The organism is Hyalangium sp. (assembly GCF_045802625.1).
Taxonomy (GTDB): Bacteria; Myxococcota; Myxococcia; order Myxococcales; family Myxococcaceae; genus Hyalangium.
In genome coordinates this window covers 1-26601 of sequence record NZ_JBJMQP010000072.1, presented here as the reverse complement: position 1 = coordinate 26601, position 26601 = coordinate 1, and the positions used below count along the sequence as shown (strand labels likewise).

Below are 26601 nucleotides of genomic sequence, written 5' to 3'. Positions count from 1 at the left end.
GCATGCTCTCGTGCCAGCGGTGTGAGGCCTCATGGTCAGCAACCTCGTGGCAGGTGTCCTGGGTGTCTGGGTGCTCGGCGGCGCGGGCGTCGAGCCTGGCTACAATTTCCTGGTGATGGGCGGCGGCTTCGAGCGCGAGCACAACGAGATCGCCCTGGAGAAGAACGTCCTCTACTTCCAGCGCACGCTGGGAGTGTTCGGGGTGGATCCGGCGAACGCCAGCCTCTACTTCGCCAACGGCAATGACGGGCAGAAGACGGTCCGCTACCTGGACGAGCACCGCGAGGTGCAGTTCAAGGCCCCCGCGCTGCCCCACCTCCAGGGAGCCTCCACGCGCGACAGCTTCCAGGCATGGTTGAGCCGGACGCTTCAGCAGAAGCCGCCGCGGCCCGCCTTTCTCTACTTCACGGGCCATGGCGCCCTGAACTTCGAGGACCCGGACAACAACGCCCTGGCGCTGTGGGATGCCGGCTCGCTGAGCGTGCACTCCCTGGCCCGAGCCCTGGACCGGCTCTCGCCCGACGAGCCCGTGGTGGCGGTGATGTCCCAGTGCTTCGCCGGCTCCTTCGCCAACTTCATCTATTGGGGCGGAGATCCTCACGCGGGCGTGGCCGCGCAGCCCCGCTGCGGCTTCTTCGCGACGATCAAGGAGCGCACCTCCGTGGGCTGCACCCCCGAGGTGGATGAGGCGGACTACCGCGACTACAGCTCCAGCTTCTTCGCCGGCCTGAGCGGAGTCAGCCGCGTGGGCAAGTCCGTGGACTCGGCGGATTATGATCACGATGGGCGCGTCAGCTTCGCCGAGGCTCATGCCTTCGCGAAGGTGGATGGGGAGACCTCGGATCTGCCCGTCTCCACGTCCGAGGTCTGGTTGCAGAGCCAGGTGCAGGACAAGGAGCAGGACGAGCTCGCCTCCCGCCCCATCGTCGAGCTGCTCGAGGGCGCGCGCCCCGAGCAGCGCTATGTCATCGAGTCGCTCGTCCGGCGCCTGGGCGTCGAGGTGGGGCAGTCCGTCCTCCAGAACGAGAAGCAGCTGCGCAAGTTCATGAAGACGGAGGAGGACGCCGCCTACGTGGGGCGCCTCTGGCTGGAGCTGCTCAACCTCGGCATGGAGGCCCGGGTGCGCAAGAAGGGGGACTCGGGCGAGGTGGCGGTGCTCGATCGGCTCGTGGCCTGTGAGCATGGCTCCTGGAGCGCGCCGCCGGCCGTGGCCCCGTTCCCGGAGGACAGCCGCCCGGAGGCGTCCGGCCTCTGTGTCTCCAGCGAGGAGGACGGTGGCTCTCCGCACCGCATCGCCACGCTGTCGCGCCGGAAGGCGAGCAAGCTCGGCGCGGCGTGGACTCCCCGGTTCGAGGCGCTGTTTGCCCGCGCGGGCATGGAGCTGGAGGATCCCCTGAACCTCCTCTACCTCCAGGAGCACAACTCGCCGCACCCGGAGGCGTACCACCAGGCCATCTATGATCGCCTCCAGGCCACCCTGGAGGGCTGCGGCGATCAGGCCTCCTGCGCGAGCGTGCTGAGGATGGCGCTCCGGCGGTTGGCGACCGAGCTCTGCACTCCGGATACTCCCTTGAGCAGCCTGGTGAGCTGGTAGGAGCGGTTCAGCGCTCCAGCGTGCCGGCCAGCTCGGGCGGGTTCCTCGCCTGGAGCGACAGCTCGGCATGGCGCGCCCACAGCTCCTCCTCGTCCCGGGCCGCCAGGCTCCCGCCTCCCGAGCGATAGAGGAACAGCTTGCCGGCCGTCGCGGCCTCGAGCGCGGCGCGGCTCGCCTCGAGCGCCTCCTGGAAGCGGCCCTGCTTCTCCAGGATCCGCGCCAGACAGTCCTGGGCGAAAGGGTTGTCGGGCTCGGCGCTCCGCCACGTGGCGCACATCTTCTCCGCGGCCTCGGTGTCCAGCACCCCGGCGGTGCTCCGGCTCGCGGCGCGGCGGCTCCAGACATCATCCCGCTCGGCGAGCACCTTCCACGCTCGGGGCAGCAGCTCCGCGGGCCATTGCCGCGACACCTCTCCGTAGGGCTGCGTCAGCAGGCGCGACAGGGCCCGGCGGGTGAGGAAGGCCTCGCGATCGATCGCCACCATGGTGTCGAGCACCTGGGCCACGGCCTTGAAGTCCCGCGCCAGCAGCAGCGCATCCGCGGTGACGGCGAGCAGCTCCAGCCCCGTGCCGTGGGCCGTCTTCAGCACCTCGAGCAACTGCGAGCGAGCCGCCTCCGGGGGAGCTCCCGGCTGGCCCATCCGCTCCTCGAGCCGCTCCAGGAGGGCAAAGGGGTTGTCCGGGTGGTACAGGAGCTCACGCTCGAAAGAGCCGGGGCTGTCACACGCGCCCACGTGGATGAAGGCGTTGCGCAGCGGCTCTCCCTCCACGTTGGTGATGGGCACGGTGTGCTCGATGCTCCGCTTGTCCGCCCGCGAGAGCAGGCGCAGGTGCACCAGCGTCGCATCCGCGGGGAGCTTCAGCTCATAGGAGAGCAGCACGCCTTGGGGATGCATGGGCGCGGTGCCCTGGGTGAACGAGCCGTCCCCATGAATGTCCCAGGCGAGCTGGGCCTCGGGGTGCTCCACGGAGTCGGGCGCGTAGTAGACCTTGAGGGTGGCGCCGCGCGTGGGCTGCTCAGGGCTCACCACGAGCGGTGGCTCCCACACGGGGCTGCTCCCGGGAGGGAAGGGGGAGGCGATCGGGCCGCTCACCGGGGTGGAGGAGCGCCGGAGCTGCGCGTCGATCACCTCGGTGAGCTTGCGGAACGTGCTCATGGCGCCCACCCACCGCCGGACGATGTTCCCATCCCGGCCGATGACGATGTGTGTGGGGTAGGCGGAGATGTCGTACGTCTCCGCCAGCTCCCCGGCCTCGGCGATGACGTCATAAGAGAACGGGTGCTCGCGCAGGAACGGCTCCAGCTCGGACTTCTTGTCGAGCGCCAGCGCGAGGAACACCACGTCCGGGTTGTCCATATACCGGGAGACAACCCGGTTGAGCGCCTCGCGCTCGCGGATGCAGGCAGGGCAGTCCTTGAACCAGAAGTTCAGGACGACGAGCTTCCCGGACAGTCCGCCCAGGGTATAGCGGTGGCCCTCCAGGTCCTTCACGTCGAACGCGGCAGCGTGCTCCGCGAACGCGTGGGAGGCCAGGAGCGCGACCGTCAGCGCGAGCAGGCGAGCCAGGGTCATGTCGGGGCACAGCTTACCAGCCGCGTGGCGCGTCCGCTGGGCCCCGGGCCGTGGCCACCCCCGTCAGCCTGCCCGCTCGCTCGTTCGCGCTCACCCGAGAACATTCTGCCAATCCATTGGCAGCCGCGCCAATGTGTCGGCCCGGCCCGTGTACTCCTGGGGGCACAGGAGGAGACACGATGAAGCTCGAAGGCAAGGCAGTGCTGGTGACGGGCGCGAGCCGCGGACTGGGCGAGGCGCTCATGAAGGAGCTGGCTCGCAAGGGCGCCCGGGTGGTGGGCGTGGCTCGCAACGCCTCGGAGATGGAGGCCGTGGCCGCGGCCCTGCGCGCCCAGGGGCATGTGGCCCACGCGCTCGCGTATGACGTGGGGGACAAGGAGGCCATCTACCCCATGGTGGGCGCGGCCTCCGCGCTCGTGGGCCCCATGGATGTGCTGGTGAACAACGCCAGCACCCTCGGGCCTACGCCCCTGCCGCTGCTGCTCGACACCGCGTGCGAGGACCTGTCCCAGGTGCTGGAGGTAAACCTGGTGGGCCCCTTCCGGCTCACCAAGGCCGTGGCCGGCGCCATGGCCATGCGCGGCGGCGGTGTGGTGGTGAACGTCACCTCGGACGCGGCCGTGTCCGCCTACGCGCGCTGGGGCGCGTACAGCGTCTCCAAGGTGGCGCTGGAGCACCTGGGCCGCATCTGGGCCGCCGAGCTGGAGGGCACTGGCGTGCGCTTCTTCAACGTGGACCCGGGGGATATGGACACCCAGATGCACCGCGATGCGGCCCCGGACGCGGACCCCGCCACGCTCGCACGCCCCGAGTCCGTGGCCGCTCGCCTCATCACCCTGCTGGAGCGCGCGGAGGTTGTGCGCTCGGGCAGCCGCCTCGAAGCCTCGCGCCTGGAGGCCGCATGACCCCCGCACGCTGGCCTCGCGAGCACCCCGAGACGGGGCGGCTGCTTCACATCGCCCCGAGCACCGGCCGCATCTCGGATCGGCGCGTGGAGCACCTCCCGGAGCTGCTGCGCGCTGGAGATCTGCTGGTGGTCAATGACGCGGCCACGCTGCCCGCCTCGCTCCAGGGCCATACAGAGGAGGGGGCCGCCATCGAGCTGCGGCTGCTCACGCGCGAGGCGCAGGGCACCTGGACGGCCGTCCTCTTCGGTGAAGGAGACTGGCGGATGCGCACCGAGGATCGTCCCCCTCCGCCTACACTGACCGCAGGGGCTCGGCTGGTGCTGGGCTCGCTGACGGCGCGCGTGGTGGAGGTGCTGCCGCCTTCCCCGCGCCTGCTCCGGGTGGCCTTCGACGCCCAGGGCGCCGCGCTGTGGACCGGGCTGTACCGCTCGGGCCGGCCCATCCAGTACTCGTACCTCGCGGGGCCGCTCTCGCTCTGGCACATCCAGACGGTGTACGCGGCGCGGCCCTGGGCCGCCGAGGCTCCCTCCGCCGGGCTGCCCCTCACGTGGGCGCTGCTGCTCGAGCTGCGGCGGCGGGGCGTGCGGTTCGCCTCACTCACCCATGCCGCGGGCCTGTCCTCCACCGGGGACGCCACGCTCGATGCCGTGCTGCCTCGCCCCGAGCGCTTCGACATCCCCGCCGCCACGGTGGAGGCCCTCCACGCCACGCGAGCCTCGGGAGGCCGGGTGGTGGCGGTGGGCACCACGGTGGTGCGCGCCCTCGAGGGCCGGGCGCTCCAGGGCGGCGGAACCCTCACACCGGGCGAGGGGGTGACGGACCTGCTCATGGGCCCGGGCTTCGTGCCCCGGGTGGTGGAGGGCCTGCTCACGGGCATGCATGAGCCCACCGCCAGCCACTATGCGCTCATGCAGGCGTTTGCTCCGCTGCCCCTGCTCCGCGAGGCCGCGCAGATGGCGGAAAAACGCGGATACCTGGGACATGAATTCGGGGATTCCTCGCTGATCCTCAGCCCGTGAACTGGAATTGCAGCGGCATGGAACGCTCTCGGGGCCATGTGGGAGAAGCCCAACCCCTTGAAAGCAGGCCACCGGAGGCAGGCAGGCGGCCTGGATTCCCCATTTAGTTGGACTGCCAAGGTGAAAAAATACAGCGGCGCTTGACGGAAAAGCGGGTTTCATTCATAAATACGGGAAATTTCCCGGGAGCCTGGAACCCCCCTCCACCAGCTCCCACCTCTGTCGGGGAGTGCCACATGAAACGCGCAAATCTGTGGAACGCGACGCTGCTGATGGTGACTCTGGCCGCAATCGCCTGCGGTCAGGAGGAGCGCCCCCAGGCACAGCAGGAGCACGTGGCGACCCGCAAGGATGCCCTCTCCACGAACAAGGCGCTGATCCTCGGCCGCACCGTCTCCAGCGGCCTGTCCAGCCCCGAGGCCATCGCCGCGAAGAAGTTCGGCCTGACGGTGGATGTGGTCACCGACGCCCAGTGGTCGTCGATGACGGCCGCGCAGTTCGCCGCCTACCGGCTCATCATCCTGGGTGACGCCTCGTGCGCCAGCCTGGACGCGGTGTCGGCCGCGGTGGCCAACCGCAGCGTGTGGGGCCGGGTCGTCAACGGCAGCGTCTTCATCGCGGGCACGGCCCCGGTGGCCAACCACGCTCCCCAGGCGCTGTACGACAGCGCGATGCGCTTCGCCGCCTACGAGTCCGGCAACACGGGCCTCTACGTCTCGCTGAGCTGCTACTACCAGAACGTCACGGAGCTCACCCACGTGGCGCTGCTGGAGCCCTTCGGTGACTTCACGGTCCAGAGCGGCAACTGCGCGAAGAACGCCCACATCGTTGCGTCGGACCCGGATCTGGACGCGATCAACGACGACATGATGTCCAACTGGTCGTGCTCGGTGGGGACGCAGTTCGCCCACTTCCCGGTGGAGAACTTCGCTCCCTGGTCCATCGCGATGATCGACAGCGTGCCGGGGCGCGCCCCGCCCCAGGGCGTGAGGGACTTCGTGGACGGCTCGTTCGGCGCGCCGTACATCCTGGCGCGCGGCGCGGTGCTCAACGGCTGCGGCAACTGGGACGTGGAGGTGGGCGAGGGGTGCGATGACGGCTACGAGACCAACGGCCTGGCCGGCACGGAGTGCTCGTCCACGTGCCAGCTCAACTGGTGTGGCAACGGCATCAAGGACCCGGGCGAGGACTGCGACGACGGCGAGAACAACGGCACCAGCCTGAACGCGTGCCCCCGCTCCTGCCGGATCCTGCCGCCTCCGGCCTCCAACCGCCCGCCGGTGGTGATGTGCAGGAACGCGACGATGAGCGCCGGCCCCACCTGCGGTGGCGTGGGCTTCTCCATCGACAACGGCTCGACGGATCCGGATGGGGACGCCATCAACTGCGTGCAGAGCGTGTCCTCGTTCGAGGTGGGCACCACGAAGGTGACGCTGACCTGCACGGACTCCAAGGGCCTGTCGGCCTCCTGCACGGGCTCGGTGACGGTGCAGGATGACGTGGCGCCGAGCATCTCCTGCCCCGCGGCGAGCACCTTCGAGTGCGGCGTGGCCAGCGCGCCGATCAACCCGCCCCAGGCGCAGGACAACTGCACCACCCCGACGATGACGTACACCCTGGCGGGCGAGAGCTTCGCGCTGGGCGCGGCGCGGCAGGTGAACTGGAAGGCCTCCGACGGCTTCAACGAGGCCACGTGCTCCACCTCGGTCACCATGGTGGACACGCTGGCGCCGAGCCTGGCGATCAAGGGCGGGGCCCAGCAGCTCGAGTGCGGTGTGAGCGCCTACACGGAGCTGGGGGCCGCGGCGAGCGACGCCTGCGCGGGTGACCTGAGCGCCAAGGTGGCCATCTCCGGCGCGGTGAACACGGCGGCGGTGGGCAGCTACCCGGTGAGCTACAGCGTGGTGGATCCGGCGGGCCACAGCGTCTCCGCGGTGCGCATGGTGCAGGTGGCGGACACCCTGGCCCCGGCCCTGGCGCTCAACGGCGCCAGCGCGGTGGCCCTGGAGTGCGGCGCGGCCACGTACACGGAGGCGGGCGCCACGGCGAGCGACGCCTGCGCGGGTGACCTGAGCGCCAAGGTGGCCATCAGCGGCACGGTGAACGCGGCGGCGGTGGGCAGCTACCCGGTGAGCTACAGCGTGGCGGACCTGGCGGGCCACAGCGTCTCCGCGGTGCGCACGGTGAGCGTGACGGACACCCAGGCCCCGGTGGTCTCCCTGATGGGCGCGCCGGCGCTGAAGCTGGAGTGCGGCGTGGACAGCTTCACCAACCAGGGCGCCACGGCGACGGACCTGTGCTCCGGCAACCTGACGAGCGCCATCGTCACCAGCGGCTCGGTGAACACGGCGGCGGTGGGCAACTACTCGGTCACCTACAAGGCGACGGACGCGGCGGGCCTGGTCGGCTCGGCGGTGCGCTCGGTGCAGGTGGCGGACACGAAGGCCCCGGCCCTGGTGCTCAAGGGCGCCAGCGCGGTGGCGGTGGAGTGCGGTGTGGGCCAGTACACGGAGCCGGGCGCCACGGCGGTGGATGCCTGCGCCGGTGACCTGAGCAGCAAGGTGTCCATCTCCGGCGCGGTGGACGCGGCGGCCCGCGGCGCCTACTCGGTGAGCTACAGCGTGGCGGACGCGGCCGGCAACGTGGCCTCCGCGGTGCGCACGGTGAGCGTGAACGACACCCTGGCTCCGGTCGTCTCCCTGGTGGGCCTGCCGGCCCTGAAGCTGGAGTGCGGCGTGGACAGCTTCGTGGACTCGGGCGCCACGGCGGTGGACGCGTGCTCCGGCGCCCTGGTTCCTGTGAAGGCGGGCTCGGTGAACACGGCGGCGGTGGGCAACTACGCGGTGAGCTACAGCGCCACGGACGCGGCGGGCCTGACCAGCTCGGCGGTGCGCTCGGTGCAGGTGGCGGACACGAAGGCCCCGGCCCTGACGCTCAAGGGCCTGAGCACGATGACGCTGGAGTGCGGCGCGGCCACGTACACGGAGGCGGGCGCCACGGCGAGCGACGCGTGCACCGGTGACCTGAGCGCCAAGGTGGCCATCAGCGGCGCGGTGAACACGGCGGCCCGCGGCACCTACTCGGTGAACTACAGCGTGGCGGATGCCTCCGGCAACGCGGCCTCCACGGTGCGCACGGTGAGCGTGACGGACACCCAGGCCCCGGTCATCTCCCTGGTGGGTGCGGCGAGCATGACGCTCACCCGCGGCAGCACCTTCGTGGACCCCGGCGCCACGGCGACGGACGTGTGCTCCGGCTCCCTGGTCCCTGTGAAGACGGGCTCGGTGAACACCGCGGTGGCTGGTACCTACACGCTGACCTACAAGGCGACGGACGCGGCGGGCCTGAGCGCCTCGGTGACGCGGACGGTGACGGTGGCGGACTCCTGCAAGACCACGGTGACGGTCAAGCCCGTGCAGCAGATCTGGCCGCCCAACCACAAGTACCAGGACTTCAGCCTCTCCGACTGCGCCGCCATCGTGACGACCTCCTGCGGTGACAACCAGGCTGGCACCAACATCAACGCCGCGGGCACCATCCTCTCCATCTACAGCGACGAGGTGGAGGACTCGGTTGGCAACGGCGACGGCAGCACCCTGGACGACATCGTCATCACCGGCCCGAGCTCCTTCCAGCTCCGCGCCGAGCGCGAGGGCAAGGGCAACGGCCGCGTGTACGGCGTGCGCTTCAAGGTGACGGACAGCGCCGGCGCGGTCCAGACGGCCATGTGCAAGTTCGCGGTGCCGCACGACCAGGGCGACACCAACGTGGTGGATGACGGCGCGGCCGCTGGCTACACGGTGAACTCGGGGTACTAGCAGTCACGGCAGTGGCTCGAGCGGGCATCACCCCAGCCGCTCGAGCCACCACGAAGGCCCGGTAATCCCCCAGGGGTTGCCGGGTCTTTTCATGTCTGGAGCCAGGGCTGCTCCGCGCCGCGGGGCCCCAGGGCCTGGGCTCAGGCGAGCATGGGCGGCTCGAGCTCCACCTTGAGCCAGCCCGGCTTGCGCAAGTCGAAGTTGCGGTAGGCGTTGAGGGCGCTCGTCATCGGCTCCACGTGCGAGAGGATGGCCGTGGGGTCCACCACGCCGGTGCGCACCAGCTCCAGCAGCTTGGGGACGTACCGGCGGTGGTCGCAGTTGCCCATCTTCAGCGTGAGGTTCTTGTTCATCGCCTCGCCGATGGGGAAGGTGCGCGCCGTCTGCGGGTAGACGCCGATGATGGACAGCGTGCCCGCCTTGGCCAGCGCCTGCACCGCCCACAGCAACGCCTGCGAGGGCGCATCCCCGGGCACCCAGTTGCTCCCGTCCGGGTTCGTCTTGGGCGCTACCTCCTTCTGCTCGCGCTTGAACTCGGCGGCCTCCTTCTTGGCGGTCTTGGCCGCCGGCCCGTGGTGGGCGTGCATGGCGTCCACGCCCACCGCGTCGATGGCCCGGTCCACGCCGATGCCATTCGTGAGCCGGCGCAGCGTCTCCACCGGATCCTCCTCTTCGAAGTTGATGATCTCGGCGCCCTGGGTGCGCGCCATGCCCAGCCGGTCCTCGTGGCAGTCGATGGCGAACACCCGCCCGGCGCCCAGCAGCTTGGCGCTCACGATGGCGAACTGTCCCACCGGGCCGGCGCCGAACACCGCCACCGTGTCTCCGGGTTTGATCTCCGCCAGCTCCGCGGCGAAGTAGCCCGTGGGGAAGATGTCCGAGACGAGGATGGCCTGATCATCCGCGACGCCCTCGGGCACCCGCACCATGCCCACGTGGGCGAAGGGCACGCGCACCTTCTCCGCCTGCATGCCGTGGAAGGGCCCGGTCAGCTCCGGCCCTCCGAAGAAGGCGGTGCCCGCCAGCGGGCCGTTGGGGTTGGCCTCGTTGCACTGGGAGTAGTAACCCGAGCGGCAGTAGACGCAGCTGCCGCAGGCGATGGTGGAGCAGATGACGACACGGTCCCCCACGCTGAAGTTGCGCACGTCCTCGCCCAGCTCCTCGATGAAGCCCACGCCCTCGTGGCCGAGGATGGTGCCGGGCCTCATGCCGGGCATCGTCCCGCGAATCATGTGCAGGTCCGTGCCGCAGATGGCGCTGGCGCTCAGGCGCACGATGGCGTCGGTGGGCTTTTCGATCCTCGGCTCCTCCACGTCCTCGAGCCGGATGTCTCCGATTCCATGGAAAACGACGGCTTTCATTGCGCGACTCCTTCCCCCAGGGGCGCTGTGGCTGGCGCGGAGCCCACCCGCACGGCGGGCCCATGCGCCTTGGAGCGTGGCCATCCACGCCGGGAGGGGCAAAGCGCACAGCCCCCCTCGCCGCCGGGCAGGGGAGAGAGCGGGCGCTAGCGGCCGACGTGGAAGGAGAGCCGCCTGCCAAAGACGCCGCGGAAGGGAGCCACCTCCCGGTCCACCGTCCACAACTCCAGGTCCACCGGCTGCTTCACCTGGAGGTGCAGCGACACCTCCTCGCGGCCGTGGGTGGCCTTGAGGGACTTGATGAGCTGCTGGTGGCTACAGTCGAGCGCGTTGGCCACGCGCAGCAGGGTGGCGAGCTTGCGCACCGTGCGCGCCTCGGAGGGCAGCAGCCCCACCATTCCCGAGTGCTTCACGTCCGGCGCGCTGCGACGGTGGTAGCGGGCCACGCGGGCCACCAGCTCGCGCTCGCGATCGGCCAGCCCGGGCAGGTCCGCGTGGTGGATCAGGTAGTAGGTGTGCTTGTGGTGGCGCTCGTAGTTCACCGCGGTGCCGATGTCGTGCAGCAGCGCGGCCACCTCCAGGTACGGCCGGGTGGACAGCGGCAGGTTGTGCAGCGCCGCGAGCTGATCAAAGAGGGTGAGGGCCAGCCGGGCCACCTGCCGTGAGTGCTTCTCGTCGAAGAAGAAGCGCCGGCCGATGTCGATCGCCGCGTCCGCCAGGCTGTGGTCCTCCCGCGAGGAGTCCTGCCGGTAGAGCAGATCCACCAGCAGCCCGTCCCGCAGGCCGCGGTTGACGGCCGTCACCGCCTCCACGCCCAGGTACTTCGCCACGCCCTCGAGGATGATGGCGCCGGAGACGATGATGTCCGCGCGCCGCGGATCAAAGCGCTTGCGGCGCCGCTCCGGAGGCATGCCCGCCAGCGCCTCCACCGCCTGGGAGAGCTGGCGCACGGAGGCGCTGCCCCCGCTGTCCCCAGCGGCGAAGGACACCACCGCGCTGATGGTGCCGGACGAGCCCAGCGCCACCCGGGGTAGCTTGGCGAGCTTCTCCGGCAGGGTCTTTCGCACCACCTCCGCCACGAAGCCGCGCATGAGCCGCAGCTGCTTGGGCGTCACCGCCTTCTTGGAGGCATCGAACACCTCCGTGAGCCGCACCGCGCCCAGCGCCAGGCTCCAGAGATTGTCCGGCTTCTCGCCCGAGGCGGTGGCCACCTCGGTGGAGCCTCCGCCAATGTCCACCAGCAGCGAGCGGGCTCCCGGTGGCTTGCGGTGCAGCACGCCCAGGCAGATGAGGCGAGCCTCCTCCTTGCCGCTCACCACCTCCAGCTCCAGCCCGGCCTCCTCGCGCACGCGGCGGACAACCTCGGCCCGGTTGCGCGCCTCGCGCAGGGCGCTGGTGGCCACGGCCCGCACGAGCGCCTTGTGACGGCGGCACAGCGCGGAGTAGCGGCGCAGCGTGGACAGCAGCCGGTCCGCCGTCTCGCGGGGCATGGAGCCGGTGGCGAAGACGCCCTCGCCCGGGCGGATGGGATCCCGCTCCTGGTGCAGCGTCTCGAGCGCCCCATCGGGATCCGGCCGGGCGAGCTCCAGCCGCACGGCGTTGGTGCCCACATCAATGGCGGCGAGGACGGGCTGAAGCGTTGAAGAGGGCATAGAAGGGCCAGCCGACAGTGTAGCGGTTCAACGTTCGATGTAAGGAATACATGCCAGGGGTGTGTGCGGTGTGACAACCCGTGACGTGACGTGGGTGGTTTCGTGCAAGAGTCTCCCATCGTGGATCTCAACGACCCCCTGCTCTTCATCAACCGGGAGCTGTCCTGGCTGGCGTTCAACGGGCGAGTGCTCGCGGACGTGCGGGACGCGAACCTGCCCATCTACGAGCGGCTGAAGTTCTTCGCCATCACGTCCTCGAACCTGGACGAGTTCTTCATGGTGCGCGTGGCGGGCCTGAAGCAGCAGCAGTCCAGCGGAGTGGCGGAGACGGCGGCGGACGGCATGCTGCCGGCGGATCAGCTGGCGGCCATCAGCGAGCGGACGCACGCCATGGTGGACGAGGTGTACCGGCTGTGGCGCGAGGAGCTGCTGCCGAAGCTGGCCTCGCACGGGGTGGCGGTGCTCACCCGGGACAAGCTGACGGCGGAGCAGAAGGCGGCGGCGAAGTCGTACTTCACCTCGTCGGTGTTCCCGGCGCTGACGCCGCTGGCGGTGGATCCGGGGCACCCGTTCCCGCACCTGCGCAACAAGTCACTCAACGTGGCGGTGCTGCTGCGGCGCGAGGGCCCCAAGCGCAAGCGCAACATGCGCGAGACGTCACTGGCGGTGGTGCAGGTGCCCAGCGTGCTCAGCCGGCTGGTGTCCCTGCCTGCGCCGCAGGGCACGGTGCTGGCGGTGCTGCCGCTGGAGGAGCTCATCTCCCTGTGCGCGGCGGACCTGTTCCCCGGCTACGCGGTGGAGCGGACGGCGTCCTTCCGCGTCACGCGCAACTGGGATCTCAACGTGGACGAGGAGGAGAGCGCGGATCTGCTCTCCACCATCCAGGAGGAGCTGCGGCGGCGGGACAGGGGCGCCGCGGTGAGGCTGGAGCTGGATGCGGCGGCCAGCGCGGAGCTGGAGACGGCGCTCACCTCGGCGCTGAAGCTGGGCACTCCGGATGTGTACCGCCTGCAGGGGCCGTTGCAGCCGTCGGATCTGATGATGCTGACGGACCTGGACGTGCGGCCGGAGCTGCGTGTGGAGCCGCTGGTGCCGGCGGTGCCACCGGTGCTGCGGGACGAAGAGCCGGTGATGAGCGTGATTGCCAAGCGGGACATCCTGCTGCACCACCCCTACGAGTCGTTCGATCCGGTGGTGCGCTTCCTGGAGGAGGCGGCGGAGGATCCGAACGTGCTGGCCATCAAGCAGACGCTGTACCGCACCAGCGGAGACAGCCCCATCGCGCGGGCGCTGACGCGGGCGGTGGAGAACGGCAAGCAGGTGGCGGTGCTGGTGGAGATCAAGGCGCGGCTGGACGAGGCCAACAACATCGCCTGGGCGCGGCGGATGGAGGAGAACGGGGTGCACGTGGTCTATGGGCTGATTGGCCTGAAGACGCACTGCAAGGTGGCGCTGGTGGTGCGGCGCGAGGGCAACGGCATCCGCCGCTACGTGCACCTGGGCACGGGCAACTACAACCCGACGACGGCGCGGCAGTACACGGATCTGTCGCTCTTCACGGCGCGGCAGGAGATCGCCGAGGATGTGACGGCCCTGTTCAACATGCTGACGGGGTACTCCACGGCGCCGCAGTGGAAGCGGCTGGCGGTGGCGCCCATGGGCCTGCAGGAGCGGGTGCTGGGGCTCATCCACCGGGAGACGGAGAAGGCGAAGAAGGGAGAGGCCGGGCGAATCGTCGCGAAGATGAACTCGCTGGTGGACTCCAGCGTCATCAAGGCGCTGTACGCGGCGAGCCAGGCGGGGGTGAAGATCGACTTGCTGGTGCGAGGCATCTGCTGCCTGCGGCCGGGAGTGCCGGGGGTGAGCGAGCACATCCGGGTGACGAGCGTGGTGGATCGCTTCCTGGAGCACAGCCGGGTGTTCGCGTTTGGGGAGGGGCCGCAGGCGGAGGTGTGGATGTCGAGCGCGGACTGGATGCCACGCAACTTCCTGCGTCGCATCGAGACGATGTTCCCGGTGGAGGATCCGGCCCTGCGCCAGCGGCTGCTGGACGAGGTGCTGGGGGTGGCGCTCAGGGACACCGTGAAGGCGCGGCGGCTGCAGCGGGACGGCACCTACGCGCCGGTGGGGCAGGAGGGGGCGCCCGTGCGCAGCCAGGGGGTGTTGTTGGAGCTGGCGCGGCGCGTGGCGGATCCCAAGCCGATGGAATCGCTCATCCGGCACGCCGCGGCGCCCGAGCTGCCAGCCGAGACCCTGCGCTCGCCGACCGCCCCGGTGCCTCCGGCGAGCTGATGGGTGGGGCGCGAGCCCTCCAGTCGGCCCGCCTGAAACGGCGGCTGTGGTATGGAAGACCCATGGGGTAGGGTGATACGAGCGGGCGGAAGGTATTGCCCTGCGCTGGAGAACGCCCATGAGTTCCAAGCGAGCCTTGCTGGAAGTGGACCCGCTCTGTCTTCCGCTGGGGATGCGGGTCGGCTCGTGGCGGATCCAGGGATGGAGAGGCCGAGGCTCCTACGGCACTCTCTACCGCGTGGAGCACGTGAAGCGGGAGGTGGCCGGCCCGTTCGCGCTCAAGCTGGCCATCTCCCCAGGGGATGAGCGCTTCGAGCGCGAGGCGTGGCTGTTGTCGCGCATCCACAGCCTTCATGTGCCTCGGCTGTACGAGCATGGCGTCTGGGCGCACCCCTCCGGAACCTTTCCGTACCTTGTGATGGAGTGGGTGGACGGCGTGCCGCTGTACGAGTGGTCAGGGCGGCGCAACCTCTCCTCGCGCCAGGCGCTGAGGGCCTCGGCGCAGGTGGCGCGGGCGCTGGAGGCCACGCATGCGGTGGGAGGGGTTCACCGGGACGTGAAGGGAGAGAACGTGCTGGTACGGCCAGCGGATGGCCGCGTCTTCCTCACGGACTTCGGTGCGGGCCACTACAGGGGCGCGGCCACGCTCACCTCGAAGCTGCTGCCGCCGGGCACGCCCGCCTACCGCAGCCCCGAAGCGTGGGGCTTTCTCGAGGTGTTCCGGCGCCACCCCACGGTGCATTACCCGGCCACCCCGTGCGATGACCTGTTCGCGTTGGGAGTGATGGCCTACCGGCTGGTGACGGACGAGTACCCGCCCCTCACCCATCCAAGCGAGAAGGGCGCGGAGGTGTGGCGGGAGGGAGGCCACGGGCCCCGTCCCTCGCGCGAGCTCAACCCGCGCGTGAGCCCGGAGCTGGACGCACGCATCATGCGCCTGCTCTCGGTGGCTCCCGTCGAGCGGTTCGAGGGCAGTGCGCGGAAGGCGGCAGAGGCGCTGGAGCAGGCAGCGGAGAGCGCCGGGCCCGCGGCGGACGAACCGCTGTTCACCTGGGGGCGCGGCTGGCACCGCCCGCGGTGGCGGGATCCGGGGATGGTACGTCTCGTCGCTGAGGGGGACGCCGCCGCGAGAGCGGAGTTCGAGCAGTCAGCGCGCGAAGGGCAGGCTCCAGCACAGTCCCGACTCGAGCCGATGTCGCGCCCTCGGACGCGCCCGCCCGGGTGGGCAACGGAGCTGGTAGTGGCGTTCGTGGGCCTGTGGCTCGCGGGGCTGATCGTGGCGTTGTTTCACGACGAGCCGAAGCAGGCCCGAAGCGCTGCGGGCAAAGAGTCCCGCGAGGGTGACATCGTGTCCGTGGGGGACCATGCCATTGGCGCACCTATCTCAACGCAAGAGTCTGTGCCTCTGGAGGATGGGAGGCGAGCAGTGGGGAGACCTCTGCCCGAGCGCCCCCTGGACGGCCAGCGCAGACCTCCGTGCAACAGGTTGGGCGAGGTGAGTATCAGCGGTGGGTGCTGGTACCGAGTGCCCGATATCCTTCCGCCGTGCAAGGAGGAGGGCAAGGAGGACGGGTACGCTTGGAAGGGGGCTTGCTACACGCCTTCGTATCCACCCCAGCCTCAGCGTCAGCCCACCTCGGACCCGCCGTGAGCGGAGCAGCGTTCAACGCTCAGGCTTCATCCTCAACAGGTACTCTTTCTCTGGTGCGTGCAGCGCGGCCCTTTCTCACGAGGGCGCATGGCCGGTATGCTCGTGCTCCATCGGATGGAGAATGGGGAGATTGAGATGCTGGCTCAGGTCAGAAACTGCTTCGATGCCTAGAGCCTGGGGCGGATGGGCGGTGCTCCTTCTTTCCTGGCTGATGCTGACGAACTGTGGGGGCTGTGAGAAGGCCGGGGGGGAATCTCCGACCGGCGCCGCCCAAGAGCCTATCCAGCAAGCCTCGGACGCTGCGCTCAAGCCTGTCTCGAACCAGCTGGATGCCTCCGGGATGGGGCAGTGGCCCGAGAACATCGAGTTCAGCCCCGCGAGCCCTCGGCTTCGTCAGCTTGCTGGGGAGATGGATGTGAAGAACCGCTATGTGTCCACGGTCATGCTCTCGCTGAAGGATCCGAGAGCCTTGCCGGACTGTAGTGGGATCCTCCTGTCCCCCCAGGTGGTGCTCACTGCGGCGAGCTGCGTCTGCGCGCTGAGGGAGGAGAACCCAGGGCATGGACGAGAAGAGACCCGAGCGGATGTCACCTCCTGCGCGAAGCGTGTGTTCGTGACGACGGTCGTCTATGGCGAGGGCGGAGACCCCAAGCTCAGGGAACTGACCACGCCCATGCTGTCCCAGACGTTCGCAGGGACCATCCGACCCCACCCAGAAATGGAGCTTGTCCTGGATGGGCGCGGGTTCATCTCAGGGGGACGAGCGGATCTCGCCGTTGTTGTCTTGGACGAGCCCGTGAAGGCGTATGGGGGCAAGGTACTCCTCTCTCACGATGAGGCCCAAGTGGGCGAGTCCTTGGTGATGGCGGGCTACGGCCACGATGAGGTAGTGGGTGGATTCTATGGGGCCCGGTACTTTCGCAAGAACCGGGTCACGGGAGTGGACCCAGCCGACCGAGGGCGGATCCGCTATGAGCAGCAGGGGACCTACGCCTACAACGGATTCGATGGGGGGCCGTGTTTCCGTGAGGAAGGGAAGCGCCGGTGGCTCGTGGGGATCGCAGGTGCACGCGCGGATCAGACACTCACGTGCACGAGCCATTATCGGGCATGGCTCGAAGAGCGTATCCAGCAGGAGGGGCAGGACTGAGGGAGCCGACGGATTGAGCCCGGCGCCGCCGCCTACTACCGGCGCCGCTTGCGTCCCATGAAGTTGGCGAAGGCCTCGGACAGCCGCGCGCCGGCCAGCCCCAGAATATCCAGCAGCCACGCCTGCAGCCCCGTGCGCTTGCAGTGCTCCAGCAATATGGGCCGCGCGCTTCGCAGGTGCTTCTCCAGCCATGCCATCGCCTGGGCCGCCACCGCCTCGTCCTCCACGTCCACCAGCGTCTCCAGGTTCACCAGCGACAGCGGATCCAGGTTGAAGCTGCCCACCAGCAGCCGCCGCCCATCCACCACCGCCGCCTTCGCGTGCAGCGTGGAGGCCGTCCACTCGTGGATCCGCACGCCGCCGCGCAGGAAGTACCGGTACAGCCGCATGGTGGCCGCCCGGGCGAACACCACGTCGCTGCGCCCCGCCAACAGCAGCTCCACCGAGACGCCCCGCTTCGCCGCCCGGTTGAGCGCGTGCATGAAGCCCCGGTCCGGCAGGAAGTACGCGTGCGCCAGCACCACCTGCTTCTTCGCCCGGTAGATGGCCTCCAGGTAGCGCTGCCTCAGCCGCCGCCCTCCGCCAAAGCCCGACAGCAGCACGCGCACCGGCCCGGAGGCCAGCTCCACCCGGCCCGCTTGCAGCTTCGCGCCCAGCTGCACGCAGATGTCCCCGCTCAACTCCAGCACCAGATCCGCCCAGCCCGGCTCCCCCTCCGAGCCCAGGTAGTCGTCGCCAATGTTGATGCCGCCGATGAACGCCACGCGCTCGTCCACCAGGAGGATCTTCCGGTGGTTGCGCCAGGCCCGGCCCGTGAACAGGGACGTCAGCGGGTTGTAGACCCGCACCTTCGCCCCGGCCGCCCGCAGCGTCGCCTGGATGGCGCTGCTCTCGCCGATGCTCCCCCAGCCATCGACGATGACCCTCACCTCCACGCCCCGCTGCGCCGCCGCTGCCAGCGCCGCCAGGAAGCTCGAGCCCACGCCCTCCCGCTCGAAGGTGTAGACCTCCAGGTGCACGCGCCGCGTGGCGGACTCGATGGCCTGGAGCATCCGCGGATAGGCCTCGGCGCCGCCGTCCAGCAGCCTCACCTGTGCCCCCTCTGCCTTCGTCGGCGGGGGAGCAGGCTGCGCGAGGGAGAGGGGGAGTTCAGCGCTCAAGGCCGGTGAACCTGGAACTTTCCTTTTCGAGCGGCATGAAAGGCCATGGGACACAGCCTACCCAGAGTTGGCGCGGTTGCGTTGGCCTGCATGCCTCTCCAGCAGGGGGGCAACCAGGGCTGTCGACGGTCCGGCCACAACTCGCTACCCTGCGCGTCGTGTCATCGCCTGAAAAAGACAAGTCGGACAAGGCTCCCCTGCGTCACCGCAAGGTCGGAGCCTATAACGTGCTCGGTGAGCTGGGCCGCGGCGGCATGGCTCGGGTGTACCGGGGCCTCCACGAGAAGATCCAACGCGAGGTGGCCCTCAAGGAGCTGCTCCCCGAGGCCCAGACCGATCGCGAGGCTCAGTCCCGCTTCCACCGCGAGGCGCTCGCCCTGGCCGCCTTCCGCCACCAGAACATCGTCACCCTGTACGACCTGGTGGAGAAGAACGACAGCGTCTTCATGGTGCTGGAGTTCGTGGATGGGCCCACGCTCCAGGATCTCATCAAGGATGGGCCGCTGCCTCCGGACGTGGCGGCCGTCATCGGCGCGCGCATCGCCAGCGCGCTGGACCACGCGCACTTCCGCCACATCATCCATCGCGATCTCAAGCCGGGCAACGTGATGCTCACCAAGTCCGGTGAGGTGAAGCTGATGGACTTCGGCATCGCCAAGGACGTGGACCTGGTGGCGCTCACCCAGCAGGGCGTGGCGGTGGGCACGCCGGCGTACATGTCTCCGGAGCAGGTGACGGGCGCGCCGCTGGATCTGCGCACGGACATCTTCTCGCTCGGGGTGCTGCTCTACGAGGCGCTCACCGGGGCGCGTCCCTTCCAGGGCAAGACGGCGGGCGAGGTGTTCGCGAAGATCCGCGACGGCAAGTACACGCACCTCCACAAGGTGGCGCCCCACGTGCCCGCGCCGCTGGCGAACGTCGTCAAGCGGGCGCTCGAGGTGAAGCCGGACCACCGCTTCCCGGACGCGGCGGCCATGCGGCGCGAGCTGGACGTGTTCCTCGCGCGCGAGGTGAAGGTGTCCCACCCCGCGCTGCTGATATCCTTCCTGCGCCACCGGCAGAAGCTCACCGAGACGGAGGCGCTGGCGCACCTGACGCAGGCGGAGCTGGGCTCCATCGAGGCGCTCGCGGAGCAGCGGCGGGCCCGCTCGGCTCGGGCGAAGCTCAAGTGGGTGGTGGCCGTGGTGCTGCTGAGCCTGGCCACGGGCTCGGGCGTCTACTTCCTGCAGGACCGCTGGGTGCCGCTGGTGCAGAAGAAGGGCGCCGAGCTCGCGCCTGCGCCTGCACCGGCTCCCGCTTCTCCCGGACGCGGCTCCGGGAAGAAGTAGGGGCAGGGCCTCCGTGCTGAAGCCCGGCATCTCTCTGGCCCACAAGCCGGTGGGTGACACGAGCTTCTCGCTGGTGCGCGCGGCCATGGAGGAGCTCCAGGCCGCCCGTCCCGGCAAGCGCACTCCCGTCTGTCATGGCGGCACGTTGGATCCGTTCGCCGAGGGGCTCCTGCTGCTGCTGGTGGGGCAGGCCACGCGGTTGATGGAGCTGATCCACCCCGTGCCCAAGCGCTACGTGGCGGAGGTGGTGTGGGGCGCGGAGACGGACAACGGGGACTTGCTAGGCCGAGTCGTCCACCAGGGAGATGCCTCGCACCTCACACCGGTGGCGCTGGAGGCGGCGCTCGCGGGCTTTCGGGGCTGGCACGAGCAGGTGCCTCCCGCTACCAGCGCCAAGAAGGTGGACGGAGAGCCCGCGTACCGGAAGGCCCACCGAGGCGAGCAGGTGGTGCTGCCTCCCTCCCGCGTCTATCTCCACGAGGCCCGGTGGCTCGCGCATGAGCTGCCGCGCTCGAGCCGCCTGGAGCTCACCTGCCGGGGCGGCTTCTACGTGCGCGCGCTGGCGAGGGATGTGGGACGGGTGCTCGGCTGTGGCGCGCACCTGTCCCGGCTGCACCGCACGGCCATTGGCCCGTGGGAGGACCCAGGCCCGGGACGGCGCGTGGAGCTGCACGGGCGGCAGGTGTTGCCGTGGTGCGCCACCCGGGAGCTCTCGGACGCGGAGGTGGGAGAGCTGCGCCGCGAGCGGCCCATCCCTCGTGCCCAACTGTTGGCTCCGGACTGGCGGCTGCCCGCGGGCTTTCCGGATCCCGACGCTCCCGTGCGCGGCTTCCACCAGGGACGGCTGGTGATGCTGCTGCGGGAGCGCGAGGGACAGCTCGCCTGCGAGTCCGAGCTGCGCGGCGGGCTCTAGCCCTTCTTCTTCTCGTGCGTCACGGTGACGACGGTGCCGATGCCGCCGCGCACGAAGAAGTCTCCCTCCACCGTGAGCTTGCGCGGCTGGATGGCCCGGATGATGTCGTCCGCGATGGTGTTGGTCACCTTCTCGTGGAAGGCCCCCTCGTTGCGGTACGCCCACATGTAGAGCTTCAGGCTCTTGAGCTCCACACAGAGCTGATCCGGCACGTAGCGGATCTTGAACCGCGCGAAGTCCGGCTGCCCGGTCAGCGGGCAAAGGCATGTGAACTCCGGGACGTCAAAGGCGATCTCGTAGTCGCGCTCGGGCGCCGGGTTGGGGAAGGTCTGTAGTTCCTTGGTGGGCTGAGCAGGCATGGCGGCTGTCGTCTAACACACAGATGGCTGGATGCATGGGTTCCGTGCAGGACGCCTCCCTGCCCGGCTGCTCCAGGTGTTGAGCCCTGAAGAGATCAACCCCGGACACTGTCGCCCCCCCAACGGCCCAGATGTCGAACACGTGGGAAAAGCCGGCCGGTGGGTTGTCGCCCAGGGGAGGGCACACTTATCTCGGTAGTGGCCCCATGCTGCCACCTGACTTCGAGAATGCGCTCGCGCACCTCCCCCAGGCCACGCTCCGCGTGGGCCGGGACCTCAAGGTCCAGTGGTTGGAGGCGGACTTCGCTAATAAGGTAGGAGTCGCTCCTACGCTCGGACATGGCTTGCTCGAGGTGTTCGAGTTCGGCCGGAGCCGGGACGCGCTGGAGCGCGCCATCCGCGAGGGCCGCGAGCACGAGGGGCACGTCATCACCAGCGCGATGCGTCAGGTGCGTGTCCAGGTGAAGCGGACGGGGGAGGGCGAGCCCGAGGGGGCCTGGCTCTTCTTCGAGCCCTCGGGGCTGGATGACGAGGGCGCCTTCTCCCAGGTGGTGCAGGAGGTGGCCCGCGCGGTGGGCGAGACGCTGGAGGTGGACAACGTCTGCGCCGCCGCGGTGACGGCCCTGGTGCGCTGTGCCCGGGTGCGTCGCGCGGAGGTGTTCCTCTGCGAGGAGGGCAACCAGGGAGGGCTGCGCCGTGCCGCCGTGTCGGACCTGGCCGGCTGCGAGTCCCCCGAGGATGCGTTCGATCCGTCGGCGGATCCCTTCCTTCAGGCGCTCGGCACCCGCCGGGCGCAGATTGGCATCCAGCGTGGGTACGGGGATGCCATGGGCTCCATCTTCGCCGCCGTGCCGCTGTGCGCGCCGCGGCGCACGGTGGGGCTGCTGCTGCTCTACAAGGAGCAGGGCGCTTCCTTCTCGGTGCGGGAGCTGGACTTGTGGACGGCGGCGGCCGGCCAGCTCGCGGTGGCGGTGGAGAACGCGCGGCTGTTGCGCGAGGCGCAGGCGGCGCTGCGGGTGCGCGAGGAGTTCATGTCCATCGCCTCGCACGAGCTAAAGACGCCGCTCACCCCGCTCAAGCTCAGCCTCTTCACCATGGAGCGGCGCATCACCACCGGACAGCCGGTGGAGCTCTCCAGCGTGCTCAAGTCCAAGCGGCAGGTGGACCGGCTGGCGGGGCTGGTGGATGACTTGCTGGACGCCTCGCGGCTGGAGCTGGGCAAGCTGGACGTGAGCCGGGCGGCGCTCGAGGTGGGGCAGCTCGTCGCGGAGGTGGTGGATCAGTTCCGCCACGCGTTCGATCGGCCCTTCACCGTGGACGTGCCACGCCAGCGCGTCTGGGTGCAGGGAGACCGGGACAGGCTGGAGCAGGTGCTGGTGAACCTGCTGGAGAACGCGCACAAGTACAGCCCGGCGGGGGAGCTCATCCTCGTGGAGGTGCAGGAGTCGGAGGACGAGGTCCGCATCCACGTGAAGGACAAGGGCATCGGCATTCCGGGGGCGGATCAGGCGCAGGTGTTCCAGCGCTTCTACCGGGCGCGCAACGTGTCCCACCGCAACTTTGGCGGCCTGGGGTTGGGGCTCTTCATCAGCCACTCCATCTGCAAGCTGCATGGGGGCAACCTCACGCTGTCGAGCGCCGAGGGGATTGGTTCCACCTTCACGGTGGCGCTGCCGCGCATGGCCTCGCGCGAGGTGCGCAAGCTGCCGCCGCGCGTGCTGCTGCTGGATGAGGATCGCCAGCACGAGGCCGAGGCCGAGCGCGTGCTGCGCGGTGAGGGCTTCGAGGTGCTCACCGTGCGCAATGGCGACGATGCGCTGCGCAACGCGGCGGCGCTGCCGGTGGATTTGATCCTGCTGTCGGCGAGCGCCTCGCAGCAGGAGGTGGGCATCTTCCTGGAGACGTTCGCCACGCTGCCTCGGGCCCGGCCGGTGCCCATTCTGCTGGCGGGCTCGCGGCGTCCGGCCTGGGCGTGGGAGGGCACCGTGCTGTGCTCGCGGCCCTACCGCGCGGACGAGCTGATCGCCCGGGTGCGCAACACGCTGGCGCTGACGCCCGAGGCGGGCTGGCCCGTGGCGGAAGAGACTAGCGTCCGGATGTGAGCACGCCGAAGCCGGTGGGGGTGAGCCCCGCGCGGCTCAGCGCCTCACGCGCCCGAGGGTGGAGGAAGGTCGCCAGCTCCACCTCGCGCTGGGCCGAGTAGCCGCTCTTTACCGCCTCGGGGGTGTAGCCCGGGTGGCACATGAGCTCGATCACGCCGGAGGCGGGCAGTGCACCCACGGCGGCCTCGAAGCGCTCCAGCGTCCAGTACGCCTCGGTGCCCGCATCGCCCACGAAGTGCCCGTTGGTGGGTAAGGCCTGGGCCTGGAGCTCACGCCGCATGGGCTCGTTGATGGAGCGCACGGGCAGGCCCGCGGCGCGGGCGGCGCGAGACAGGCCAGCGAGCACGTTGGGGTGCAGGTGCAGGTGTTTGTGCACGTCCACGTGGGTGGCGGGGCGGCCCAACAGTTGGGCCAGCCGCTCGAGCTGGGCGCGGGCCTCCGCCTCCACCGCGTCGGGGGGCAGGGTGGGGGCGCGGGCCTCGGAGAAGGCGCCGTTCTCCAGGAACTCCCGAGGGAAGCCGGGCCACACGGGAGCCCCACGCGCGAGGTTGAGGTGCAGGCCGATGGAGAGCCCCTTCGCCTCGCGAGCCGCCGCTTCGGAGTAGGGCGTGTTCACCATGAAGGTGGCCGAGGAGACGACTCCCTCGCGCATCGCGCGGAGGATGCCTCGGGTGACGGCGGGATCGTAGCCAAGATCGTCAGCGTTGATGATGAGGGCGCGAGGGCTCACGGGACTCTCTCAGGGACGAGGGTGGGGCTTGAGCATGCGGAGGGCGTTCTAATCCTCCGCATGCCAAGGTGTGGCCTATTCAGCAGCCAATGTTCAAGGCGTGTACAACTCCGCTGAGGAGAGGAAACTGAAAGTGAATCCTCCCGTCACAAGCACTTTGCCGTTGGGCAGCAGCGTCGCAGGGTATTCGGAACGGACCGAAGCCATGGTGGCGGTAGTGGTCCATGTGTCCGACGCTGGGTCGTACAACTCAGCTGTCGCGACGATGGAGGAGGGCCACGGAAGAAAAGAATCCTCTCCCCCTGCGACGAGCACCTTGCCGTTCGGCAGCAGCGTCGCTGTGTGGCCCCAGCGAGGTGTGGACATCGGGGCGGCATCGCTCCAGGTGTTCGAGGACGGGTCGTAAAGCGTTGCGGTCGCAACGCTGCGGCCGTCGCTTCCTCCCGTGACGAGCACCTTGCCGTTTGGCAGCAGTGTCGCTGTGTGGGACCAGCGAGGCGAGGTCATGGAGGCGGCAGCGCTCCACGTGCCTGAGGCCGGGTCGTACAACTCCGCCGTCGCCAAGACACTGACGTTATTGTATCCCCCCACGACGAGGATCTTGCCATTGGGCAGCAGCGTCGCCGTATGCTCGGCGCGAGGCGAAGCCATGGAGGAGGCGGCGCTCCAGGTGCCCGAGGCTGCGTCGTACAGCTCCGCCGTCGCGATGGGACTTCGCACGTAGTAGTTTCCTCCCCCCGCAACAAGCACCTTGCCATTGGGTAGCAGCGTCGCCGTGTGCCTGGAGCGCTGCGAAGCCATCGAGGTGGTATCGCTCCAGGTGCCCGAGGCCGCGTCGTACAACCACGCGGCGGGCAGGGGCGCGGTGCTGGGTTGGTCTCCCCCCGCAACGAGCACCTTGCCATTGGGCAGCAGCGTCGCCGTGGCCCAGGTGCCAATCGAGACAGGGGAGCCGACGGTGCTCCAGGTGCCCAAGGAAGGATCGTACACCTCCGGTGCGATGAAATAGTCGTTGCCTCCCCCCGCGACGAGCACCTTGCCGTTGGGCAGCAGCGTCGAGGTGTGGCCGAAGCGAGCCGAGGCCATAGGGCCCGTCGAGGCCCAACCCGAAGTGGCACACGCCGGCAGTCCGGCCACAGAGAAGCTCCGGGTGGCCGTCAGGTTGAAGGCATTGGTGGCGGTGGCGGTGAGGGTGGGGGGAGTGCTCGTGCTGACACAGGAGGGAGCCGTCCAGGTGATACGGCTGTTGGACGAGCCGTTGGCTGCGGAGCCCAGCGTGCCCGCACTGGCTGCCCAGGAGAAGCTCAACGTGGAGCTCTCTGGATCACTGGCCACCACCTCGTAGGTGAGCACCTCGCCCGCGGCGGCCGTGTCCGAGGAGCGGTAGGAACGGATGATGACGGGGTTGAGGTGGTTGATGGGGGGTGTGTTGCTGACGCACAGGGCCACGGTGCCCGTGGTCTGTCCGCCGCGCCCGTCCGTCACGGTGACGGTGAGGTTGCAGTTGTTGCAGGCGCCGGAGGGCAGGGCGGTGGGAGTGAACTGGGCGGCGCTGGAGGAGGCCTGAGCCCAGGAGCCGGCGCAGGTGGCGCTCCAGGAGTAGGAGAGGCTGTCGCCGTCCGGATCCGACGCCGTGACGGAGACAGAGGCTGTCTCTCCCACGGCAAACCGGGAGGGGGAGGCGCTGAGCGAGGCCACGCGGGGAGAGCTGTTGAAGGTGATGGAGAGCTGCGCATCCCCCTGTCCTCCGCCCTGGAGCACATTGATGGCCAGGGAGATGCTGGAGGACAGGCCCTGGGAGTCCGTCACGGTGAACGTGAGCGTCTGGATGCCGACGGAGGTGGGAGCCGTCCACGAGGTGGAGGTGGAGGAGGCAGAGGAGAAAGTGCCTCCCGTGGAGGACCAGGAGTAAGTGAGGGAATCGCCCGTGTTGGGATCATGCGCGGTGGCCACGAGTGAGACGGCTCCACCGGTGGGCACGGAGGTGGAAGAGGCCACCAGGGAGTCAATGAGGGGTGCCTCGTTCTGGAAGGGAGGAGGGGCGTTGATCTCCTGGAGGGTGATGGCGACGAGGGTGATCTGGTCCGCGGAGATGGTGACGCCGGAGGCGGAGCCCTCGAAGAGCAAGGCGCCGGAGGAGTCAAAGGCCCGCGCGAGGAAGGAGCGGTTGGGGCCCGCGGGGATGTTGCCGATGATTCCCCCCCAGACGCCGTGGGTGAACGCAAGGTCCACGGAGATGGAGGGGATATCCGCAGCGCTGGAGGTGACGGAGACGCGCGAGATGGTGGAGGAGAGGGTCTGCGGCACGGAGACGGCGAACTGCGCCGTGCCGGTCGTGGAGGAGGCCGAGCAGCCAGCGAGCAGCGCCAGACCGAGCACCAGCCACAGGCGGGGTGATACAGCGTTCATGAAATACTCCCAGTGTTTGTTGAAGCACGGGGAGTTGTAGTGGGGGAACTCCGGGCCAGGAATTTTGTGGACCTCGGCGTTCAGCTCACGTCGCCGTCTCAGTCCCCCGCCTTGCACTGCGCCGCGAGCGCTTCCGCGTGCTCCGGGAAGCGGGAGGCCAGCTCCTTCTTCACCTCGGCCACGCCGGCTTCGTTGCCCTGCCGCGCATGGAGCTGACACCGGGCGGCCAGCGCCCGCGGATCTTCCGGAGCGAGCTGATCCGCCTCCCGGTAGGCCCGCTCGGCGCCCGCGGCGTCTCCCTGCCGGAAGAGGATGGCTCCCAGGTAGTAATGGGCGATGGCGAGCTTGGGAGACTTCTTGAGCGCTCGCTTGAGCAGGGCGGCCGCGTCTTCCACACGCTCCTGGCGGTAGCGCACGAAGGCCAGCTCCGCGAGCGCCTCGGCGTCATTGTGGTCTCTCGTCCAGGCGCCGAGCACCTCCGAGGCCTCATCCAGCTTCCCACCCTGCGACAAGAGCATCCCGTAGCGCGGAGCGATCTGCGGATCCTTGGGCCGCTTCTCATAGGCCTTGGCGAGCGCGGCG

18 protein-coding genes are annotated in these 26601 nt (G+C 69.5%); 10 read left to right on the top strand and 8 right to left on the bottom strand.

Features of this window, described 5'->3' with window-relative positions:
- Window positions 1–31: 31 nt before the first annotated feature.
- Window positions 32–1594 carry an AHH domain-containing protein gene (locus tag ACJ8AT_RS14590; protein WP_407738328.1) on the top strand — a complete coding sequence of 521 codons (1563 nt, stop codon included), beginning with the start codon at window positions 32–34 and terminating at the stop codon, window positions 1592–1594.
- Window positions 1595–1601: 7 nt separating this feature from the next.
- On the opposite strand, the gene ACJ8AT_RS14585 is transcribed toward ACJ8AT_RS14590, so the two are convergent.
- A complete protein-coding gene (locus ACJ8AT_RS14585) occupies window positions 1602–3167 on the bottom strand; it encodes a redoxin domain-containing protein (RefSeq protein WP_407738327.1) in 1566 nt (521 codons plus the stop codon).
- A 179-nt stretch (window positions 3168–3346) separates the two neighbouring features.
- Here ACJ8AT_RS14585 and ACJ8AT_RS14580 point away from each other — a divergent pair, with 179 nt between their 5' ends.
- From ACJ8AT_RS14580 to ACJ8AT_RS14570, 3 genes are all read left to right on the top strand, one after another.
- Window positions 3347–4072: an SDR family NAD(P)-dependent oxidoreductase gene (locus ACJ8AT_RS14580; protein ID WP_407738326.1), complete on the top strand. Its 726-nt coding sequence runs from the start codon at window positions 3347–3349 to the stop codon at window positions 4070–4072.
- The gene (locus tag ACJ8AT_RS14575) at window positions 4069–5094 is read left to right on the top strand and encodes an S-adenosylmethionine:tRNA ribosyltransferase-isomerase (protein ID WP_407738325.1); all 1026 of its coding nucleotides are present in this window, start codon (window positions 4069–4071) and stop codon (window positions 5092–5094) included. The genes ACJ8AT_RS14580 and ACJ8AT_RS14575 overlap by 4 nt, the downstream gene beginning before the upstream one ends.
- Before the next feature lie 236 nt (window positions 5095–5330).
- Window positions 5331–8912, top strand: coding sequence for an immunoglobulin-like domain-containing protein (locus tag ACJ8AT_RS14570; protein ID WP_407738324.1), 3582 nt, complete (start codon window positions 5331–5333; stop codon window positions 8910–8912).
- 140 nt (window positions 8913–9052) lie between these two features.
- On the opposite strand, the gene ACJ8AT_RS14565 is transcribed toward ACJ8AT_RS14570, so the two are convergent.
- Both ACJ8AT_RS14565 and ACJ8AT_RS14560 read right to left on the bottom strand, forming a co-directional pair.
- Entirely contained in the window at window positions 9053–10273 is a 1221-nt protein-coding gene (locus tag ACJ8AT_RS14565; protein WP_407738323.1) for a zinc-dependent alcohol dehydrogenase, read from the bottom strand.
- 146 nt (window positions 10274–10419) lie between these two features.
- The gene (locus ACJ8AT_RS14560) at window positions 10420–11925 is read right to left on the bottom strand and encodes an HD domain-containing protein (protein WP_407738322.1); all 1506 of its coding nucleotides are present in this window, start codon (window positions 11923–11925) and stop codon (window positions 10420–10422) included.
- 102 nt (window positions 11926–12027) lie between these two features.
- Between ACJ8AT_RS14560 and ppk1 the strand changes: the two genes are divergently transcribed.
- From ppk1 to ACJ8AT_RS14545, 3 genes are all read left to right on the top strand, one after another.
- On the top strand, window positions 12028–14217 hold the full coding sequence (ppk1, locus tag ACJ8AT_RS14555; protein ID WP_407738321.1) for a polyphosphate kinase 1: 2190 nt from the start codon (window positions 12028–12030) through the stop codon (window positions 14215–14217).
- Between the two features lie 118 nt (window positions 14218–14335).
- Window positions 14336–15868, top strand: a complete 1533-nt coding sequence (locus ACJ8AT_RS14550) for a serine/threonine-protein kinase (protein WP_407738320.1) — start codon at window positions 14336–14338, stop codon at window positions 15866–15868.
- Window positions 15869–15998: 130 nt separating this feature from the next.
- On the top strand, window positions 15999–17018 hold the full coding sequence (locus tag ACJ8AT_RS14545) for a trypsin-like peptidase domain-containing protein (protein ID WP_407738319.1): 1020 nt from the start codon (window positions 15999–16001) through the stop codon (window positions 17016–17018).
- Window positions 17019–17053: 35 nt separating this feature from the next.
- Here the strand turns inward: ACJ8AT_RS14545 and ACJ8AT_RS14540 are convergent, their stop codons facing one another.
- Window positions 17054–18109: a phospholipase D-like domain-containing protein gene (locus ACJ8AT_RS14540; RefSeq protein ID WP_407738318.1), complete on the bottom strand. Its 1056-nt coding sequence runs from the start codon at window positions 18107–18109 to the stop codon at window positions 17054–17056.
- 323 nt (window positions 18110–18432) lie between these two features.
- Here ACJ8AT_RS14540 and ACJ8AT_RS14535 point away from each other — a divergent pair, with 323 nt between their 5' ends.
- Window positions 18433–19506, top strand: a complete 1074-nt coding sequence (locus ACJ8AT_RS14535) for a serine/threonine-protein kinase (protein WP_407738343.1) — start codon at window positions 18433–18435, stop codon at window positions 19504–19506.
- 16 nt (window positions 19507–19522) lie between these two features.
- Window positions 19523–20419, top strand: coding sequence for a tRNA pseudouridine(55) synthase TruB (truB, locus tag ACJ8AT_RS14530; RefSeq protein WP_407738342.1), 897 nt, complete (start codon window positions 19523–19525; stop codon window positions 20417–20419).
- Here the strand turns inward: truB and queF are convergent.
- Window positions 20416–20778, bottom strand: a complete 363-nt coding sequence (queF, locus tag ACJ8AT_RS14525) for a preQ(1) synthase (RefSeq protein WP_407738317.1) — start codon at window positions 20776–20778, stop codon at window positions 20416–20418. The two genes, truB and queF, sit on opposite strands and share 4 nt — an antisense overlap.
- 206 nt (window positions 20779–20984) lie before the next feature.
- Here queF and ACJ8AT_RS14520 point away from each other — a divergent pair, with 206 nt between their 5' ends.
- The gene (locus ACJ8AT_RS14520; RefSeq protein ID WP_407738316.1) at window positions 20985–22880 is read left to right on the top strand and encodes an ATP-binding protein; all 1896 of its coding nucleotides are present in this window, start codon (window positions 20985–20987) and stop codon (window positions 22878–22880) included.
- On the opposite strand, the gene ACJ8AT_RS14515 is transcribed toward ACJ8AT_RS14520, so the two are convergent.
- The 3 genes from ACJ8AT_RS14515 to ACJ8AT_RS14505 form a co-directional block, all read right to left on the bottom strand.
- Entirely contained in the window at window positions 22864–23610 is a 747-nt protein-coding gene (locus tag ACJ8AT_RS14515; RefSeq protein ID WP_407738315.1) for a carbohydrate deacetylase, read from the bottom strand. The genes ACJ8AT_RS14520 and ACJ8AT_RS14515 overlap by 17 nt on opposite strands.
- Before the next feature lie 93 nt (window positions 23611–23703).
- Window positions 23704–26019, bottom strand: a complete 2316-nt coding sequence (locus tag ACJ8AT_RS14510) for a kelch repeat-containing protein (RefSeq protein WP_407738314.1) — start codon at window positions 26017–26019, stop codon at window positions 23704–23706.
- Between the two features lie 98 nt (window positions 26020–26117).
- The coding region (locus ACJ8AT_RS14505; RefSeq protein WP_407738313.1) for a tetratricopeptide repeat protein at window positions 26118–26601 on the bottom strand (484 nt) is incomplete at its 5' end.